At 43.2% G+C, this 18,743-nt stretch carries 16 protein-coding genes and 5 tRNA genes; 1 reads left to right on the forward strand and 20 read right to left on the reverse strand.

What is annotated here, in order from left to right; genetic code table 11:
* Positions 1 to 75: 75 nt before the first annotated feature.
* The 15 genes from E5329_RS14265 to E5329_RS14335 all read right to left on the reverse strand — a co-directional run bounded on the left by E5329_RS14265 (position 76) and on the right by E5329_RS14335 (position 17,416).
* A complete protein-coding gene (locus tag E5329_RS14265) occupies positions 76 to 504 on the reverse strand; it encodes a hypothetical protein (RefSeq protein ID WP_135990186.1) in 429 nt (142 codons plus the stop codon).
* A 109-nt stretch (positions 505 to 613) separates the two neighbouring features.
* Positions 614 to 4,243 carry a transglutaminase domain-containing protein gene (locus tag E5329_RS14270; protein ID WP_135990187.1) on the reverse strand — a complete coding sequence of 1,210 codons (3,630 nt, stop codon included), beginning with the start codon at positions 4,241 to 4,243 and terminating at the stop codon, positions 614 to 616.
* Positions 4,244 to 4,322: 79 nt separating this feature from the next.
* Entirely contained in the window at positions 4,323 to 4,805 is a 483-nt protein-coding gene (locus E5329_RS14275) for a DUF3021 family protein (RefSeq protein WP_135990188.1), read from the reverse strand.
* A 10-nt stretch (positions 4,806 to 4,815) separates the two neighbouring features.
* Entirely contained in the window at positions 4,816 to 5,253 is a 438-nt protein-coding gene (locus E5329_RS14280) for a LytTR family DNA-binding domain-containing protein (RefSeq protein ID WP_135990189.1), read from the reverse strand.
* Positions 5,254 to 5,262: 9 nt separating this feature from the next.
* Entirely contained in the window at positions 5,263 to 6,177 is a 915-nt protein-coding gene (locus E5329_RS14285) for an ABC transporter permease (RefSeq protein WP_168356636.1), read from the reverse strand.
* 63 nt (positions 6,178 to 6,240) lie between these two features.
* The gene (locus E5329_RS14290) at positions 6,241 to 7,161 is read right to left on the reverse strand and encodes an ABC transporter ATP-binding protein (RefSeq protein WP_135990191.1); all 921 of its coding nucleotides are present in this window, start codon (positions 7,159 to 7,161) and stop codon (positions 6,241 to 6,243) included.
* A gap of 211 nt (positions 7,162 to 7,372) precedes the next feature.
* On the reverse strand, positions 7,373 to 8,041 hold the full coding sequence (locus E5329_RS14295; protein ID WP_135990192.1) for a hypothetical protein: 669 nt from the start codon (positions 8,039 to 8,041) through the stop codon (positions 7,373 to 7,375).
* A gap of 27 nt (positions 8,042 to 8,068) precedes the next feature.
* Entirely contained in the window at positions 8,069 to 8,722 is a 654-nt protein-coding gene (locus tag E5329_RS14300; protein WP_135990193.1) for a hypothetical protein, read from the reverse strand.
* A gap of 18 nt (positions 8,723 to 8,740) precedes the next feature.
* A complete protein-coding gene (locus tag E5329_RS14305) occupies positions 8,741 to 10,315 on the reverse strand; it encodes a sensor histidine kinase (protein ID WP_275443282.1) in 1,575 nt (524 codons plus the stop codon).
* Positions 10,312 to 11,154 carry a LytR/AlgR family response regulator transcription factor gene (locus E5329_RS14310; protein WP_135990194.1) on the reverse strand — a complete coding sequence of 281 codons (843 nt, stop codon included), beginning with the start codon at positions 11,152 to 11,154 and terminating at the stop codon, positions 10,312 to 10,314. Before E5329_RS14310 ends, E5329_RS14305 begins: the two co-directional genes overlap by 4 nt.
* A gap of 275 nt (positions 11,155 to 11,429) precedes the next feature.
* Positions 11,430 to 13,364: a glycosyl hydrolase family 18 protein gene (locus tag E5329_RS14315; RefSeq protein WP_275443283.1), complete on the reverse strand. Its 1,935-nt coding sequence runs from the start codon at positions 13,362 to 13,364 to the stop codon at positions 11,430 to 11,432.
* 75 nt (positions 13,365 to 13,439) lie between these two features.
* Entirely contained in the window at positions 13,440 to 14,231 is a 792-nt protein-coding gene (locus E5329_RS14320) for an adaptor protein MecA (RefSeq protein ID WP_135990195.1), read from the reverse strand.
* A gap of 1,039 nt (positions 14,232 to 15,270) precedes the next feature.
* Entirely contained in the window at positions 15,271 to 15,471 is a 201-nt protein-coding gene (locus E5329_RS14325; protein ID WP_135990196.1) for a DUF1858 domain-containing protein, read from the reverse strand.
* Between the two features lie 234 nt (positions 15,472 to 15,705).
* On the reverse strand, positions 15,706 to 16,854 hold the full coding sequence (fucO, locus tag E5329_RS14330; RefSeq protein ID WP_135990197.1) for a lactaldehyde reductase: 1,149 nt from the start codon (positions 16,852 to 16,854) through the stop codon (positions 15,706 to 15,708).
* 76 nt (positions 16,855 to 16,930) lie between these two features.
* Complete coding sequence (locus tag E5329_RS14335; RefSeq protein WP_135990198.1) at positions 16,931 to 17,416, reverse strand: hypothetical protein; 486 nt, start codon at positions 17,414 to 17,416, stop codon at positions 16,931 to 16,933.
* A gap of 195 nt (positions 17,417 to 17,611) precedes the next feature.
* Here E5329_RS14335 and E5329_RS14340 point away from each other — a divergent pair, with 195 nt between their 5' ends.
* The gene (locus tag E5329_RS14340) at positions 17,612 to 17,926 is read left to right on the forward strand and encodes a helix-turn-helix transcriptional regulator (protein ID WP_135990199.1); all 315 of its coding nucleotides are present in this window, start codon (positions 17,612 to 17,614) and stop codon (positions 17,924 to 17,926) included.
* A 196-nt stretch (positions 17,927 to 18,122) separates the two neighbouring features.
* Here E5329_RS14340 and E5329_RS14345 read toward each other — a convergent pair.
* From E5329_RS14345 to E5329_RS14365, 5 genes are all read right to left on the reverse strand, one after another.
* A tRNA-Lys gene (locus E5329_RS14345) sits at positions 18,123 to 18,195 on the reverse strand.
* 21 nt (positions 18,196 to 18,216) lie between these two features.
* A tRNA-Phe gene (locus E5329_RS14350) sits at positions 18,217 to 18,289 on the reverse strand.
* 14 nt (positions 18,290 to 18,303) lie between these two features.
* A tRNA-Met gene (locus E5329_RS14355) sits at positions 18,304 to 18,377 on the reverse strand.
* A gap of 102 nt (positions 18,378 to 18,479) precedes the next feature.
* Positions 18,480 to 18,561, reverse strand: a tRNA-Tyr gene (locus tag E5329_RS14360).
* A gap of 32 nt (positions 18,562 to 18,593) precedes the next feature.
* Positions 18,594 to 18,666, reverse strand: a tRNA-Thr gene (locus E5329_RS14365).
* Positions 18,667 to 18,743: the final 77 nt, after the last annotated feature.

Genomic DNA, 18,743 nt, shown 5'->3' on the forward strand with positions numbered 1-18,743 from the left:
TTTTACAAGATTCTGAAATTCCTCAAATCCTATCATATTTGCATAGGCGTCTATTTTCTTATTGCCTCCTTTATCTCAAATCCTAATCCTGTTTTTCTTCATCTCAACCTTACCAATCTCTTCCCAGAGCAAAATATCCGGTTTGCCAAACATCTGTCCGATCATGATTCTCTCATCTCCAAAAAAAATATGGCTGGTGTAGCAATAACGCCCACACAGAAAAAATAATCCGGCACAACCCAAAAAAACAATGCTAGATACAACAATGACAAAGATTTCCCCGCCATATAAAATTACCGTCACAATAACAACCACGTTAAAAATAATCATGCTGCAGCCTGCGACGTACATTAAATAACGCTGGACTGGCTGCCTTGCCAGAAGCTTCATCCCTACCGGCACATTCTTTTCTTCCCGTTTATTATTTCCAAAAAAAGCGAACAAAACATAGGCAATCAGCATAATTCCCAGTACATAAAGCCGATTCTGCATTCTGGTTCCCATAACTTTCCTCCCTTAATTGCTGCGTATCTGTAAGCCAGATGATTTGCCAGCGGATTCTCGCTGTTTCCAAAAGAATCTGCCAGCAAATGCGTATGCTCCTGCGTATCGTCTATTCCAGACTCACCAATTTGCTTCCCACACTGTAGCGAACCTTATAACCTTTCTTGGACACTGTAGTTTTTACTCTGAACCTTAGGTTCGCATCCGCTGCACTGAGCCCTGTCAGCTCACAGATATATCTGCCGCTCTTTCCTTTTTGAACCTTACTGAGATACTCCCATTTCTTTGTTTTCTTATTATATTTATAGAGCTTTTTGGCTGTTACCTTAAAAGAAGCCACCTGCTTGCCAGTACTCTCTTTATACTCATAAATGCGGTAAGAAGATGCATTTTTCACCGGATTAAAGCAAATCTGAACAGACGTATCCGTCAGACGCACCGCCGATACCCTGGTGGGAGCCTTAGGCTTCACAATAATTTTAACTTCCTTGGACAAAGGCCCATAGTAGGTCTTGCCGTTTACCTTTTTATAGGCCCTGACCTTATAACGGTAGGGCTTTCCTGCGGTTCTTTTCTTATCTATGTAAGAAGTTTTCGTGACATTGGCAGCCTTTACAAATTTCTTTTTGGAGGCATTGTACCGAAGCACCTGATAGCCGTCTGCCCCTGCAGCTTTTTTCCACTTCAGCTTTACCCGATCTGTCTTTCCCGAAGAAATTGTCAAACCAGACACTTTCTTCAGATTCGGCTTCTCTTCTTCCGGCTTCTGCACCGGCTCCTCTTTTTTATCCGGTTCCTCCGGCGCCGGCGTAACCTGGGGCCCTCCATCTCCCGGCGCTGACGCTACAGTCACCCGGCAGACGCCGCTCTGGGCTTCTGTTCCAGCAACGCCAGATCTTGTAGTAACCATCAATGTATAATTGCCCGCATCTTCCTTAACCGCAGATAAAATCGTAAGCTTGTTCCTGGTCTGTCCTTCCAGCGGCTCGCCGTCCTTATACCACTGACAGGTATAATCCAATCCCTCTGCCGCCGTTATGTTTGACGTTATCTCAAAACCTTTTGTCTCCTCTGCCGTGATGCTGTCTGCTCCAAGTTCCACCCCAGCAGGAACCGGCGCCGGCAGAACCGGAGTTTCTCCGCGTTCCGTTTCCTTCTGGCGGACTGTCTCAGCCACAAACTGCGCTTCAATAATATCGCCGTCTATCAAAGACTTATAATCTGCCTTTATGGTCATAGATTTGTTGTCTGTAATTACTTGGTATTTTCCTCCTGATACTACAGAATCAATCACATACCCCTCATCCGCCTGGATGGTCAGTTCCCGAACCTCACTCTGCGCCAGCGTGAGGATACCTTCCTCCGCTCCTGCAATCTGTCCTCCCTGTGTCGCCGACAGGATAACAGATTTGGATATTTTCGGCATTGTCCCGTCATCCTCCACTGCTACAATTGCAAAGGGACTGAAAGATTTGCATAAAATCACCAGTCCATACCGTGTCACTACTAACGGCACTTCCTCCAAGCCTTCAATTTGCCCGTTTTTATCTCTCTTAAAATGATATGCTTTAAACGTAACGCCCTCATCATCCGGTCCATAGCCTTTCGGGAATCCAACCGACAGCCGCACCGACGACCCGACAGTTAAAATATTTTTATTACAGGTCAGAAGATCGATGTTATATGTTTCGCTGCCTTTCAGCTTTCCTCCAAGCTCACTTTCAAGCTTATTATTAATGATGTCTGTTTCTGCGTTGGAGGTAGTTGTTGCTACAAGAGTAAGGCCTGTCAGCATCTCCGGCGTTACAGCGGCATTATCGTCTGTCTTCCATTCCTGAAAATTCTTCTTGGAAAGATCTGAATTCTCCAGAAGCTGCGGCCTTCCAAAAAAATTAAAGTAATATCCCTGGGAACGGAAGGCACAGACTGCCGTTTTTCTGGAAGCAGTGTAGCTGAAGCTTTTCGGAACCTTTTCACTGTCCACCCCCACCAGGCCGGTTACATAAAATACATAATCTACCTTTTCATCCAGCCACATTTCACTGGGCATAAAATCAAAACTGACAGTACTGTCGCCATCCCACACAAAATTCTCAATTTTACAATAATCCAACGCACTTGTATTTTCCTGCAGGACAGAAACATCAACCCCCGCCGCTGCGGCGCCCTCTGCAAGCTTCAGAGATTCACCAAATTCCACAGTTACCTTATACGTTTTCCCAATCCCTATTCTGGAAGTCATGGAGGGAACCGCCGTCTTAACATACGGCGGCGGCGTATAGGTTCCTTTTGGATTATACAGCACCTCTGTATATGCGTCAAACAGCAGCGGATCTCCCTGAAACGTCAGCCGCTTAAGCCCTTCCACACTATTTTCCTTATAGTCCCCCGGCTCCTCACTGGTTACAGCAAACTCCACATATTCTGCACTTGCAAGGGAAATTGTGGCTTCTGTTTCCGTATCCATGAACTGATATACATCCGGCAGTACATAGCCCCAATTACCATATTCCCAACGGTTTGTATTGGGATAATATTTGGTAGTGCGCATCAAAATATATTTGCCATTTTCTATGGATTTGGCGGCGCCCATGCCATTGTAGCTTACCTTATACACTCCGGTTTCCACGCCACCCACCACGGCGTCTTCGCTGAACATTACCTTCAGGCCATTTGTATCGGCAACTTCTTGAAACATTCTGTCCGGCCCCTCAAGCTCCGGGTATTGGAACTCAAAATTAGCTTCTGACATGACGCCATCCGGAACATGCCTTCTGCTCATGGTATCATTCCCCACCAACAGGTAATCGGACCGTTCAAAGCCGTCTAAGCCTCCTTCTCCCGGAAGGGGAGATATGGGATCATCTGTCGTGGCGTCCAGGCCATACCATACATGATCCAGTTGGACATAATTCCACATATGGGGCTCCGTTTTATCAGACGTCCGCTGGAATCCTCCCTGGACAAGAATACACTGAATACCAAGCTGATCCAAAGCCGCCTTCATTGCCCTTGCATATCCTTCACACAGGCTTTCTCCCTTCACCCAGGCGCCGTATGCCGTTCGGATATGACCCACATTTTCTTTCGCGCAAGAATTTTCCATCCGGTAAGAAGTATGCCGGATCAGCTCATCATGAATATATGTAACCTTTTGAACCGCAGGATCTTTTCCCTCTTCAGCAGGAATACTGCTGGCTCCTGCCGCAATCTCATTAAGCCTTGCGTCAAATTCGGCAATCGCCGCTTCCACTTCCTCCTGGCTTGTAAAGCCTTTTACAAAATAATTATCGCTTCTGCCCGGCCCCAGGTATGCGCAGTACTCTGCGCCCTTTTGCGTCACCCGCAGGGTCAGATATGAAAAATCCACATAAAAAATCTCCGGATAATCTGCATAAAAAGCATCCCTGGCTGCGCCCATATAAGACAGCAGCGTCATAGTTCCATTGGCATAACCCTCAAGCTGCGACTGGTTCAGATGCCCGTTTGCCACAAGATCATAATCTCCGGTTCCTGTTTTAAATATTCCCTGTGTATACATTTGATACATCGCATCATAAAACCCCTTTGCCTCCTCCGGAAGCTGGCTGTAATAGTATCTCCCGCTCTCCCTGGCGTCCGCTGCCTGACTGTCAATTTCCAACTGAGCCGCATACGTCTCCCCGCCAAAGCCTCCAGCCACAAATGACATCGCAAACAGAATTGCCAGCACAAAACTGACCGTTCTCTTAAACTGCATAAAATTTCCTTTCCTTCCTGTAAACTGGTAAAAAATACTTCGATGTCAGAATAACACGGGGAGAATCCTTCGTCAAGAATTAATCATGCTTCATTTTTTGCTCCATGTTCTGATTCATATTTTTCCTTCCTTCAAAGTATCGCTCCAGTTTTCGGTTAATCTGCTCTGCCTCCCGGTAATCCAGCCAGGAAGAGCAGATCCACACTGCAAGGTATACAACAGCCACTGCAGCCACCATCCCAAGCACCTGATTTAGATTATCAAACGAAAACCATCGAAAAAGAAAACCGCCAAACAACACTGCAGCATTGACATAAGCATAATATACTGCAATTCGAATCAGCATGGATCTTCTGGAAATCTCCCGCTGACCGTCTACAGAAATCACCAGGCTTCCCAATGTACAGATAAACGCAAGCACAAGAATCTGCCAGAGAATATCCACATGCAATTCCAGCTCCCAGCCATAAAAAACAGTAATAAACACTGCCGAAGCAAACAGGATTCCAGTTGTTATTTTTACAAATAAGGATGCCATTGCATCCAGACGTTTCCGCATCATCCTTCCCTCCTCACACACCCAATTTTTCTTTCAGCAGACTCACGTACTGTCTGGAAATAATTACCTTTTCCCCGTTTTTCAGCAGAGCCTCATAACGTCCTCCGAATGCAGGAGCCAGCCTTTCCAGCTGCCTCAGATTTAAAATAGAGGATTTGGACACCCGGATAAAATCACGTCCCGGCAATTCCTCCAGAAGCTCATACAAACGGCATTTTACCTGATATACCTCCGTTTTACAGTAAGCAAATACCCTCTGGTCTACCGACTCAAAGTAAAACACTTCCTCCGGCTCCACAAAAAACATTCCCTCTTCCTGATACACCGCAAGCTTTCTTGCGCCCTGTTTCAGCTGATTTACCAGTTTCACCATATCCTCATCCAGGGAATGGCATTTAATAATAATCTCTTCCTCTTCCTCCGGCCCTATATCCAAAATAGTTACTTTCATAGTTTTCCTCTATCGGTCACTGATATCTTTTCTTTTCTGCACCAATACAATCAATATAAATGCAATTATACCACAAGCTGTCAGAAATAGCGCCTGAAAAAAAGAATCTGCCGCCTTTTCTCCCATTTTCACCTGAATTCCCATGTATTCACTGTATTCCGTCAGCAATTCCTTTGGCGTTCCTGCAAAAGTAGTTTTCAATGCCTGTCCGCAGCAAGCCCTCCGCATTAGGGAAGCCCCATGAAGCACGGGAATATATTTTAACACGGAAGCAACCCCTGTTGGAAGACTTCCCATAGGAAGATAAATTGCCCCCACGAATCCAACCAGCGTCCCAACCACTGTGGCAATTCCAGACCAGGCGCTGCTGCTTTTTACAAACAGCGCAAAGAAATACATGATCACCGCAAAGACGCACACATTTAATATAATAAGAAGAAAAATTCTGCCCAGAGCCCCTGGGCTTAACAAGGTTCCCCCGGCTGCCGCAATGTAGCAGAGAGCAATCCCCAGCGTCAATATACACATTAAAATTCCAATCACCACAGCAGAGGCCACATAAGAAAGCGCGATAAGCCCCCGGCTCACCGGAGCGGAATACAGGCTTGAAAGCCTTCCTTCCGAAACATCGGCAACCCGGCTTCCAACCACTGTCAACGTAACTGTAACAGCATTGACCACAAGGATTCCAGCCAGCGTCCAATACTGCACCAGCTCTCTGGCATGCGCTTCATCCTTGGGAACATCCCGGACGCCTCCGTATTCTTTCAACAGATTTACCACATTTTCTTCATTCATATTTCCCAGAAAAATTCCCATCAGCATCAATACAATCAACATGGACAGCAGAGAAAAAAAGACCGCTCCTCTGTCCCTCAAAAATACCAGGCAATTCCGCCTGGTGAGATTCATAAACTTTTTCATTACAGACTCCTTTCCATCAGGTTTCCAAATATGATTCCCTGCATCCCCTAACCGGAACATGCATTATTTATCGTTTTTGTTTTGTGTAACTTTCAGAAAGACATCATCCATGGTTCCCTGAATGACTTCAAATCCATCTAAATACTCCTGTAACCGGTTCACGAATCCAAGAGCGGCAAGAGTATCCTCAATTTCTACATAAATCCTTTCTTCTTTGGCCCCGTACCTCAGATTACAGGCTGAAAGTTCTGCCTGAACCTGTTCTCTGCTGCCTTGTTTGGGTATAAGATAAAGCTTATCTTTGGCATATTGTTCCTTCAAGGCAAAAGGAGTCCCATATTCTACAAAATGCCCGTGATCCATAATTCCAATATGATCTGCTTTTGCTGCTTCCTCCATGTAATGAGTGGTCAGAAATACCGTCATCTCCATTTCCTGCTGAAGCTTGTACACGGTTTCCCACACATTTTTCCTTGTGGCCGGATCAAGTCCCGTGGTGGGTTCATCCAGAAACAAAATATCCGGCGTATGCATCAGCGCCCTGGCAATTTCACATCTTCGTTTCTGGCCGCCGGACAGCTTTCCGAAGGGACGTTTCAGCACATCCTCAAGATCCAGAATCTCCGTCACATGGCTGAGATTCTTCTTTAACTTCTGGTTATCCTTTTCATAGAGGCTGCCCCGAATCAGAAGATTCTCCTTTACCGTCAGCAATTTATCCAGGCAATTGTTCTGATACACAACTCCGATATGCCTTTTAATTTTTTCATTCTCCCGTCCAAGCTCCAGTCCATGGATGCTTGCCCTGCCGCCGTCAGGCTCCTGCAGGGTGCAGAGCATGTTAATGGTGGTGGATTTTCCTGCGCCGTTTACCCCAAGGAATCCGAACAGCTCTCCCTTTTCTACCATAAAGCTGATATCATCCACTGCCTTCACGTCTTTATAGGACTTTTTTAAGTGTTCCACTATAATTGATTCTTTCATTTTTCCTCCCTGTTCTGTTTTTTCCTGTTTTATGTAACCCGGCTTATCCTTGATTCAGAATTGTCTCATGGCCGCCCTTTCAAGGCTACTTTAACAGAAAACAGAACGCGTGCAAGAGACAATAACGTGAAATGCAAAAGAGACAGGCCAACCTGCAAAAAAGAAGGGTGACCTGTCTGAGAAAAAGTAGTTTTATGAAATTATTTTCCCTTTATTTCTTTCCTTCTGCATCACCACTTGGCATAAACAGAAGCTCTGCTGAAAAATAAGTCTGCTGCATATAATCTTCCCCATACAGCCGCTTATCCAGCATCCGTTTCATCTGAAGCTCTTCCTGCTGCTCCTGCAGCTGAATCCTTCGCTGCATCCGTCTCTCCCAGAAGCTGTCCTCTGCTTTCTGATTGAACAGACTCTCCCCTTTTCCGTTCTGATAGCCCGCATACCAGCTTTGACCGCTGTATTCCTCTTTGGTTGCCCCGAAATTATGAACCACAAAGCTGCCGCCGCAGATTCCTGCCCAGGGATTATTAAATCCAAAGTCATGTTTCAACGTATCCAGCACCCATTTTTCATATTCCGGATCTGCCTTCATAGCCTCAAAGCCTGCATCTGAAATATGTATCGAAAAAGAAGAACTCATCTGAGAAGGGCTGATGGGAATTTGCGATATTTTATCGTGTATATACTGTTTATATTCTTCCAGTGTCATTTCATTGGAAGTTATCTCCATCTGGCCGGCGCCTGACGCCTCCAGCCTCTTCTCGGCAATTTTATCTGCAAAGGACACGGGTTCTGCCTGAGCCTGTTTCGCTTCCTGGCTTTTCAGAAAATTATGGTAAGTTTTCGTCATATAATTTACATAGATAGTATTCTGGCTCATGACCGCTCCTTTCCTGTCCGGCGTTCCTTATCCCCAAATATCGTACTTATTTCCAAAAGCCGCATAACTGCTGCCACTGGAATTATACTTGCTGGAATAACTTAAGGCATTGGCCCCAGCATTGTCAGCAATCCGTTCTCCCAAAAAAGCAACCTTTTCTGAAAACGACCCGGATGGTCCAAAAAGTTTCTCCAGGCTTTCTAAATCTGCCTCCTTTAATTTTCCTTTATCCAGGCTTAAGGTTCCGTCTTTCCCTATGGTAATGCCTGCTGTCTTCAACGCTTCGCTGTTCTCGCCTGCCGCACCGCTCAGCATCTGCCGGTAATAATCGTCCAAAGGAGAAGAATTCGATTTTAAAGACTTTATGGCACTGTTATAATTCTCCAGCAGCTTTTCCACATGACTGTAAATTTCTTCATTATTTCCACTTTCTTTCGCTTTGGCAAACATGGAATCCTGCCCCTCTGCCAGAAATGCCTGGGCGCTCTTTGCCAGCTCCTCCGCTGCCTTTTCCAGTTTTTCATAACCTCTTTTCTTTGTCAGATCCGCGGCGGCGTTTCCCCCAAAAACATCTTCCAGGCTGTTTTTCTGATTCTTGTTCAGATAATTCGCCAGAGACATATTCACCGGCACTCCTGCTTTCCTTGCTGTTGCGTTCATAATCTGATCTGTCACTCTCATACCAATACCTCCTGCTGTTTACTGGCTGCTGCCATCTGACCTTTCATCACTCTGCTGCAGCATTACTACAACTTGAAACACATTTCCATTTATTTTCATTTCCATAACTCCAAGATAGCGTTCTGCTATCTCTTTTACATTTGTCAATCCAATCCCGTGTTCCATCCACAGGCAATTTCCATCCTGCTTTGCGGCCGCCGGCGCATTCCCGGGCCGCTGTGAACATTTTTTTCCCGTCAGGGATTCTTTTTTTCTGGTGGCCGGGACAGGGCTGCCCTCCTCCCACCGAAGAATTCCGTCAAAACTGTTCTCCACCTCAATCAGCAGAAAATGATTTTTCCTTCTCAGGTTCAGACGAATAAACCGCCGGCCCTCCTTCATCCTTTGGCATGCTTCAATCGCATTGTCCAAAAGATTTCCCAGCAAAATTCCCAAATCAAACACCGAGACTCCATCCTTTGGCCCATAATGGAAATTTACCCTGAAATCAATCCCAAAAACCACGGCTTTCCGGTATTTATCATTGATTACCACATCTGTAACCGGATTTCCCGTGGCAAACTGATACTCCAGCGTTCCCATGGTTTCCTCCAGTTTTTTCACATACTGTTCTGCCGCCTGGTAATTTCCGCCGGCTGCAAGGCCTTTAAGATTTGCCATGTGATTTTTCATCTCATGCCTGGCTCTGCGGATGCTGCCATAGAAATCCTCTGCTTCCTCCAGACGCTGCCGGAGTAATTTCATCTGCTGCTCCTCCATAAAATGCTTCTGCCTTTCCCGCTGCAGCTTACCATATTTCTGAAAAATATAGATGGCAGACAGTTCTCCCAGATAAAGCAGCAGCGCAATCAAGGGAACCTTCCAGAGCATATCTTTTTTTTCATCAAACAGAAGAAACATGCCCTGTTCCATCTTTACAACAGAAAGATCCATCACAGTTCGGGCCAACAGAATACCAGCTCCATTGAGAGAAGACAAGAACACAGCATCCTGCCAGTTCATCTCCCAGGCGCCCGTTACAATTTTCTGCAAAATTCCCACCATCGCCAGAAATATCAGTCCATACACAATTACCAGAAGCCACTGGCACCAGGCAGAGCTTAAGTAAATCTCTGACAGATACTCTTTAGAGGAAGGTTCCATCTGATGAAAAAGAAAATCCGTCCCATACTGATAAATGCTGTTTGCAATTAAAAAGCTCAACCCATGAAAATTATAGAACATCAACAGCACAAATACCGCTTTCTCCAGATATTTCCGGTACCTTACATACACGCCGGCAAGGATCAAAGCCGCAGAAACAAGATACCGAATCCCTGAAGAAATTCCCGGCCAGAATCCTATAAGAAGATTTAGGACAATCAGAATTCCCGCCTCTGCAAAGCCTGTCACAGAACAACCGGGCGCCGCAGACTGACCGCAATGACTGGGTTTTGTAATAGTCCTGTGCCTTTGCAAAGCTGTGAACTTTATCTGTGTATCGTTATGCTCAGAATAAAAAATCCTCCATAAAACAAAAAAACACACAGTCTGCACAAGAATCAGGCATCCCCCGGAAATATCCACCACGAATTGAAACGTCTCCTGGCTCAATGATTTCCCTCCGAAATATATTTCAGGTATGCTTTCACAAACTCCTGATATTTGTACCTTGAGATTAACAGTTTGTCACCGTTTTTCATCCATACCTCCGTCCGGCTGTATCGCTCTACATATTTCATATTAACCAGATAGCCCTTATGCACCCGAAAAAAATTCTCCGGCAATTCTTCCTCAAGCCTGCTGATCTTGCCATAATAAATGATTTTCTCGCAATTCAGGCACAGAATCACCTTGCGGTTGCTGCTTTCCACATAATAAATATCTTCTTCCAATACCTTTCTTGTAGTATTGCCCTTATGAATCAGCAGTTCCTTGGGCGTTTCCTGCTTCCTGCCTTTCAAAATCCTGCACTCCTGCACAGCCTGCTCAAAAACTGCCGCAAATTCCTTTTCATCCACAGGCTTTACCAGAAACTGATAGGCATGCACCGCAAAGGCCTCCATCACATATTCCGGATATCCCGTCACAAAAATCAGAAGAGGAAGACTTCCCCATACTGCTTTGCCCTGTTCCCCGGCCTGCTTCCGAAGCTGTTTTGCCACAGTTATCCCATCTATATCCTCCATGGAAATATCCAGAAAAAGAATGTCAATTGCTTCCGGATGCTCCTTTTGGGATGAGATTTCCCCGGTATTGCCCATCAGTTCCTGTGACTGCAGCAATTCCTCTTCGGACGAAAATTTTCTTCTACCACTGTCCAATCCCTGTGACTGCAGCAATTCCTCTCCGGACGAAAATTCTCGGATTTCACAGTCCAGTCCCTGTCTTTCTATCAGCTTCCGTATGAAACTGCGTACATACTTTTCATCATCACAGATTGCAATATTCAACTCGGTCCACCTCGTGATATTTCTGAAAAATTTACTTCCGGCACATTCCTGCTGTTGTCTGAACTTAAAAGGACATCTGTTTTCCGGTCACTAATGTTATCGGCATCCTTCGGGAAAAAACTTTAGAAATGAAGTGACAAGACAGATAAATGTTGTGACTGGCACTATTTTATAGAAAGATTTATAGGTTGTTCCTTTTCCATACATTCAGGAGACAAAGAAAAAGCTGCCGTATCAGGAAATATGCCAGATATAGCAGCTTTTTCTATCACTATTTAATTCACATATTTAATAATCGTATCCCACGCAGAAGGCCGTTCCAGTCCCAGCTTCCAATAAGCAGCCCCGGCCAGGTTATTCTGTTTCATGACTTTCAGCTTCTCCTCTAAAGACGTCTCATTTTCAATCCACATTTTGTAGGTCTTCCCGTCCTTCTCATACTCTGCAGTATACTGACCGTCCTCATCGGACCAGACAGCCTGTGCGCCGTTTTCTGTATAACGGTTTTCCACCGTCTGCATTCCTTCGTCTGTACAAGTAAATGTATAAGGAAGGTAATCCTCCGCTGCGGATTCCACATCTTCCCCAGCTCCCTCCTTAGGAGTCAGTTCCCAAACTCTGGTATAAAACGGCATACCCAAAATTGTCTGTTCCGGCGGAACCTCCTTCAAGGTATTTTCCACTCCCTCCCGAACAAAACCAATAGAAGCCACAGAACCGATATCCTCAGAACCGCTGTAATGCTCGTCATATCCCATAATAATTACATAATCTGCAAATACAGCCTGCTCTGCCCGATTATAAAATGCCGTATAACCAGTAGGCACATAATTATCCACAGAAAGCACCAGATTATTATTCTCACATTTCAGAGAAAGTTCCCGGATAAACTGTATGTATGCATCCCCTACTTCACCGCTCAAAGCCTCAAAATCCAGATTAATCCCATCTAAATCATACTCAATGGCCGCTGCAATAATCTGATTTGCCAGATAATCCCGGGTGGACGTATGGGTCAGCACATAGGCACTGTCTGCTTCCGGATTTTCCAAATTGCTGACTAACGCCCAGACTTCAACATTGTTCTGGTGGCAGTAACTAACATACTCCCTGTTGGCCAGAGAAAATATATTTCCATCATTATCATTCAGATAAAACCAGGTGGGCGCTATTACATTCACTCCCTTAGTGCTCTGCAAGATATTAGAAATCCTGCCGTTGGCTTCCTGATTGGTCACCTGATGCCATCCAAGGCTCACTGGCCCTTCCTTCAGAATATGAGAAAACGCCGGCTCTTCAAATTCCCTTGCTAATGTCTCAGACGCCGCCTCTCCCAGTCTTTTCTTTTTCAGCCATCCAATCATGCCGTCCTCGGTGCAGACTCTGCTCCAGTCTTCACCAGACTCCAGAATGGTTACCTTGCTTCCTTTTTCCAAATCCGTTACAATGGGGCTCTTAATTCCGCCCTTTACACGGATTTCCGTTTTCTTGCGGATGGACGCCGTCTGAATTTCTCCCCAGGAAGCAGTTATTTTTACCCGGTTAGGATTTTGATAGATTGCAAAATCAATATTTGTGTAATTCTGAACGAAATCCAAAGCCAGATACATATGCTCTCCGTCTACTTTGACAATCACATAATCTGTGCTTTCACTTTTCCTAGTGACCGTATATTCCATACTTCCTGCATTCACGGTAATCACGTCTGTATTGGTTACATACCGCAGAATATTTTCATTGGAATCCCAGTAAAAACGCTGATTCAAATACTGCTGAACCAGTTTGTAATCCATGTACACATGTCCGTCCCAGTATTTTGCTTTTTCTTCCAGCCGCTGACCATCCAGAATCACAGCCATATCCTCTGTGCCCTGAACGTTATAATACTCATTCAGATCTGCCCGCTCTTTACTGGGGCTGTATTTTTTAATCACAACGCTTAACAGAGCAATCAGAACAACTACTGTGATAAAAAAAGCCGCAACAAGCACCGGCGCTTTGTTATTCCTTCCGGATCTTCTCCGTCTTCTTCTGGAACGGCTCTGGGCCCTTTTTCTGCCAGTGGTTTGTCTTGCTCGTTCTGCCGACTCCGGCTGCTCCTCTCTGTTCGTTCTGCCATCAGTTTGCCTATCGGTTTCTCTTCCTGCAGCCTCCGGCTGTTCTTCTGTGTTCTTCCCAGCCTCCTCCTGCATCATGTCTGTATCTGACATTTCATCCTCCCGTGCATAATACGCTTTATCCCATAGGAAATCCTGTCCTATGGGATAAAGCGCAAAGAACTATCCTCAAATCTTACTTAATATCTGCAATGCATCTTCTTTTAAAATCAACTCATAATGCTCTTCAAAATATGCCCGGATTGCAGAAGAATATTTCTCCTGATGAGCATATTCTGCCAATATATTGCATACCTTATTAAATTCTTCCGGCGTATGCTGACTTTTGCTGATAATCAGATAATATTTCCGATTCAGCTTATTCTTATAAAGAACGTTGCATCCATTATAGAAGCCTTTCAATACACGCGCCAGCCGGTTCACTTCATCTAATTCATCAAATACAAAAAGCTTCGTAATATCTACTACAAGAGGTTCCTCAGACTCCTGCTTATCCTTTCGGGTATCTTTCTCAACCGGAATAAAATCGTCTGTCCTCTCAGAAGTTTCTGTGCCTTTGCTCTGTGCCTGAAGTCTGCGGACCAAATCTAAAATATCATCTGCTCCAGCCGCTTCAAATACCTTGTCACCTTCTTCACCTGTAAATTCATCCTTCACATCATCATCCGGATCTCCTGGTGCAAACTGCGAAAACCGGGTATCCAGTTCTTCCGGATATTCAACCTTCGTAATAATCAAAATAATTGTATCCGCTGACAGAGGGATCGCTTCAATCATCAGCGGAATATCCTCTGCCTCAAATCCACATTCATAGGCTGCCTGCTGCATCATGTCCCGAAAAAGCATTTTCGCTTTCTCCGTTCCATAAGCCAGTTCACTTAACTTGAGCTGCCGATCTGCCAGATCCTCTCTTGTAAGCGTGCAGCGAATCTGGTTCTCATTTACCTTTTCAATTTTCATGTGATCACTTCCTTCTCCTTGACTACCACATTAGAAATCAACATTTATGAAACCACTCAGGCTCCATTAGATCTATGTTAATACAAAGCTATCTTCTTAGTACTCAAAGTATATTACATATTCTTATATTTCGTCAAGTCGTACACTCCTGGATTTTCTAAAAAAAATATTAATTTTCTAAATATTTGCCAAAAAACCTTGCAATTGGTATTATTTGTATGCTATAAATATGGAAGAAATGCAAGTCTGGTTCAGGCAGAAAGGAGCCATACGAATTATCAGGTCTTTGCATCATAACACATTTCAAGAGAATTTATCTTTATTACAAATGTACATATCTGTTTCTGCACATCATGTTCCACAGATATATAGTATGTGGAAATCCGATAAAATTAACCTGGAAACACACCTGTCATCTGTATATTTCTCAATTTAATGAAAATTATTTAATAAAACGCCTGCTCTTTGCATTTTAGCAACGGACCTGTGAACATCTGTTTTGCACGGAAAATTCTGGCAATAAAATAAATAAAGCTGTGCTGGCAGCCATGGAATCTGCATTCCATATTTTGGGAAAAGAAAAAAGAACTTTTGAATTTTCTGGCAAAACATATGGTTTTCGGAACTATGTTTAATTTCGAAAACACTTTATATGAAGCAGATACGTACCACTGCTTCATGATTTAACATATTATATCACGAAATACCTTCATATATTTATATGAAGTATCAAAGGGGGAATTCACTCAGATATTTTAAATTTTGTGTAAGAAGAGAATTTTTATTCACGAATCATAATTTTGGCAGCCACTGCCTTTTTACTGCAGCGCTGCCCTGAACAAAAGAATGATGGAGTAAACAGGCTGTGTCTCAGCAACATGGCCTTATTACCCCATTTCTTTCACTAGTCTTTAAAAGCTTTGCTTCTATGCTGCAGATTGCTATTCCACAGTCAAATCTTGCTGACAGCCTGTCAAAAAACAGACCAATCTCAATAACGGTTGAAACCCGTCAAAGAACTGTTCGCTTTGATAGCGCCTTACTGTGCCAGGAAGTCATTAATTTTATTTACTAACGCATCCGGATCAATTCCATGCACCATTGCTGCTTCGGCAATTGTCTCCATCTGAGAAGACGGGCAGCCAAGACAATGCATTCCAATCTCCAGTAATATAGGCGCTACATTTTCATTAATTTGAAGTAATTCTCCAATCATTGTTTCTTTTGTTACCTGAGCCATCTCTCCTACCTCCTTATGTTTGAGTTTCTGTCACTGATTATTCTCAGTACACCTATTTCTATATTATAATACCATTTTCTGTCACTGATTATTCTCAGTACACGTGTTTCTATATTATAATACCATTTTCCCTATTATGCAATGATTTATTCAAAAAATCCGGAAATCCGGCAAAAGGAAGCACCCCGGACGGAATACTTCCTTCTATCATAAATTACTTATAATTTCTGCTTTTTAAATTAAGGATTCATATAATTTTGTGATATCCTCTACGCTGGTCTCTTTGGGATTTCCAGGTCTGCATGCATCATCATAGGCAGATTGTGCAAGGAACGGAATGTCTTCCTTTTTAACAATTTCTTTCAAATCAGCCGGAATGCCAACATCCTGTGACAGCTTCTTCACTGCATCTATCGCAGCTTTCCTATATTCTTCCTGAGACATGGACTCTACGCCTTCCACTCCCATTGCCTTTGCAATATCACGGTATTTCTCTCCTGTTGCCTCCGCATTATACTCCATCACAGTTGGAAGAATAATTGCATTTGCAATGCCATGAGGCGTATCATACAGTGCTCCTAAGGGATGAGCCATAGAATGAACGATTCCAAGTCCAACATTGGAAAATCCCATTCCTGCCACATATTGCCCCAATGCCATTCCTTCTCTTCCTTCTGGTGTATTATCAACTGCACCCCGAAGACTTCTTGCAATAATTTCAATAGCCTTAATATGGAACATATCAGACAATTCCCAGGCTCCTGCTGTAATATATCCCTCGATTGCATGAGTCAGAGCGTCCATACCGGTAGCAGCCGTCAAGCCTTTCGGCATAGAAGACATCATATCTGAATCTACAAATGCCACAACAGGAATATCCTTCGGATCTACACATACCATTTTGCGGTTTTTCTCTGCGTCTGTAATAACATAATTAATCGTTACCTCTGCTGCTGTTCCTGCAGTTGTGGGAACGGCAAAAATCGGAACAGATTTATTCGTAGTAGGTGCAACGCCTTCCAGACTTACCACATCTTCAAAATCCGGGTTATTGATAATAATACCGATAGCCTTAGCAGTATCCATAGAAGAACCGCCGCCAATCGCAACCAAATAATCAGCTTCTGACTTCTTAAATGCTGCAACGCCTGTCTGTACATTCTCAATCGTCGGATTTGGTTTAATATCAGAATATAATTCGTAAACTAACCCCGCTTGATCCAATACATCCAATACTTTCTTCGTTACTCCAAATTTTACAAGATCCGGATCAGAACACACAAAAGCCTTCTGGAACCCCCTTCCTTTTGCCTCTGCTGCAATTTCCTGAATTGCGCCTGCTCCATGATAAGATGTTTCGTTTAACACAAATCTGTTTGCCATTTTTCCTTCTCCTTTCAAATAATAAGATTTCTTTCAGAAAATCTCCATTAATATTATCACAAAATTCACAATAATTTCAATACTTTTTGAAAGAATACAGACAAAATATATATAGAATTTCCACCTGCTTTTCAGCCTGAATCCGAAAAGAAAACCTGCAATGCTGCCACTTCCATCTTCCTTCATTCCATATTTTAATGTAATAGGTACCGGAAGAAAGTGTTCTGGACAAAATTGCTGAGGACCAGCCGGTAAAAAAGTTTCTTCGAAACTCCAAATCCTCATTTCTCAATACTTCATTCCCAAATTCATCATAAATCGTTCCTCCACATCCTTTCCCGTAATATTTTAAAGATAAAGTAACATGGGAACTTTCCGGAAGAGAAAAACGAAAACACCGCATCTTTTCATGGTATGCTATTTTCCCCTCATACTCCTCCCCAAGCTCATATTCTTCTGTTGCCTTTGGCACTGCAGCTTTTACCTGCCAGCTTTTAAATAAAAACAGGAAACAAAGACATAATAATAACATTCGTAAATTTTGTGCCATACTCTTCTGCATTGTAACTCTCCATTTTCCACACATCTGCCATTATCATTTTATAAATGTCTTTTCCCCTCATTTTTTCAATTTAATCATTTCTTATCATATAATAACATTTTAAATTAGATGTTTCAAGATATTATAACATTTTTACATAGAATATTTCTTACTTTTGTCATTTATAATTATGTATATATTTAGGAGGAGTATACCATGGATGAATTTGTCAAAAACCGAATTACACAGTTGCGAATTAAAAAAGGAGTCTCCGAATATCAAATGAGCTATGATTTAGGGCATAGCAGAGGATATATCAACAATATTTCTTCTGGAAAATCTCTTCCTTCTTTAAATGAATTTTTTTCTATCTGTGATTATTTTGAAATAACGCCTGTTGAATTTTTTGATCAGCAGCAGCAGAATCCTGAATTGGTTAATAAAGCTTTATCTAAATTTAAACTATTGAATGACAGTGATATGATTTTGGTATTAAGTCTCCTGAACCGGCTTTGTGAAAAACAGGGATAACAGATTTCCTGCTATCCGGAAATCCAAATATGCATCTCTGCCAAACTCAGAAAAATCTTGAAGCCTGTCAATCCTTTTACCAGATGGCTTTTGTAAAGTAACTGGGATAAAAAATCTGAGAAGTGTAATCAAAACGCTTTTGTTTACAAAACAATGGGAACCCTTGAAAATCAAAGGTTCCCAACTATTGAAGTAATGAGACATCGGGGATTCGAACCCCGGACAACTTGATTAAAAGTCAAGTGCTCTACCAACTGAGCTAATATCCCATAATTCTATTGTATCACAAGTGCCCAGTTCCGGAATCGAACCAGAGACACGAGGATTTTCAGTCCTCTGCTCTACCAACTGAGCTAACTGGGCAGTTAACTAAAAAATTGCGGGGATAGGATTTGAACCTATGACCTTCGGGTTATGAGCCCGACGAGCTTCCAGACTGCTCCACCCCGCGGAATAAGATGAGCGGATAAGTAAAATAAATCTGCTCTTATTCTAATCTGCCTACAATAAACAGAAAAAACTAAAGCCCTTTGTTTTATCAAACTTATCCTAATGGATGGAGAAGGATTCGAACCTTCGAAGGCGGTGCCAACAGATTTACAGTCTGCCCCCTTTGGCCACTCGGGAATCCATCCATAATTATTTATTGAAAATTAAATTTTCAAAGAGCCGATGATCGGACTCGAACCGATAACCTGCTGATTACAAATCAGCTGCTCTGCCAATTGAGCCACATCGGCCTGTCTGATGATTCAGGCATAAAAATGGGACCTACAGGGCTCGAACCTGTGACCCTCTGCTTGTAAGGCAGATGCTC

Origin of the sequence: Petralouisia muris (assembly GCF_004793545.1) — a bacterium.
Classification (GTDB): Bacteria; Bacillota; Clostridia; order Lachnospirales; family Lachnospiraceae; genus Petralouisia; species Petralouisia muris.

What these genes read in the sequence shown, in the direction of transcription:
- fucO (WP_135990197.1), bottom strand. Translation starts at nt 16,854, where the DNA reads ATGGCAAACAGATTTGTGTTAAACGAAACATCTTATCATGGAGCAGGC.
- E5329_RS14280 (WP_135990189.1), bottom strand. Translation starts at nt 5,253, where the DNA reads ATGAAAGTAACTATTTTGGATATAGGGCCGGAGGAAGAGGAAGAGATT.
- E5329_RS14325 (WP_135990196.1), bottom strand. Translation starts at nt 15,471, where the DNA reads ATGGCTCAGGTAACAAAAGAAACAATGATTGGAGAATTACTTCAAATT.
- E5329_RS14275 (WP_135990188.1), bottom strand. Translation starts at nt 4,805, where the DNA reads ATGATGCGGAAACGTCTGGATGCAATGGCATCCTTATTTGTAAAAATA.
- E5329_RS14340 (WP_135990199.1), top strand. Translation starts at nt 17,612, where the DNA reads ATGGATGAATTTGTCAAAAACCGAATTACACAGTTGCGAATTAAAAAA.
- E5329_RS14300 (WP_135990193.1), bottom strand. Translation starts at nt 8,722, where the DNA reads ATGAGAGTGACAGATCAGATTATGAACGCAACAGCAAGGAAAGCAGGA.
- E5329_RS14335 (WP_135990198.1), bottom strand. Translation starts at nt 17,416, where the DNA reads ATGCAGAAGAGTATGGCACAAAATTTACGAATGTTATTATTATGTCTT.
- E5329_RS14290 (WP_135990191.1), bottom strand. Translation starts at nt 7,161, where the DNA reads ATGAAAGAATCAATTATAGTGGAACACTTAAAAAAGTCCTATAAAGAC.
- E5329_RS14295 (WP_135990192.1), bottom strand. Translation starts at nt 8,041, where the DNA reads ATGAGCCAGAATACTATCTATGTAAATTATATGACGAAAACTTACCAT.
- E5329_RS14270 (WP_135990187.1), bottom strand. Translation starts at nt 4,243, where the DNA reads ATGCAGTTTAAGAGAACGGTCAGTTTTGTGCTGGCAATTCTGTTTGCG.
- E5329_RS14285 (WP_168356636.1), bottom strand. Translation starts at nt 6,177, where the DNA reads ATGAAAAAGTTTATGAATCTCACCAGGCGGAATTGCCTGGTATTTTTG.
- E5329_RS14315 (WP_275443283.1), bottom strand. Translation starts at nt 13,364, where the DNA reads ATGTCAGATACAGACATGATGCAGGAGGAGGCTGGGAAGAACACAGAA.
- E5329_RS14320 (WP_135990195.1), bottom strand. Translation starts at nt 14,231, where the DNA reads ATGAAAATTGAAAAGGTAAATGAGAACCAGATTCGCTGCACGCTTACA.
- E5329_RS14265 (WP_135990186.1), bottom strand. Translation starts at nt 504, where the DNA reads ATGGGAACCAGAATGCAGAATCGGCTTTATGTACTGGGAATTATGCTG.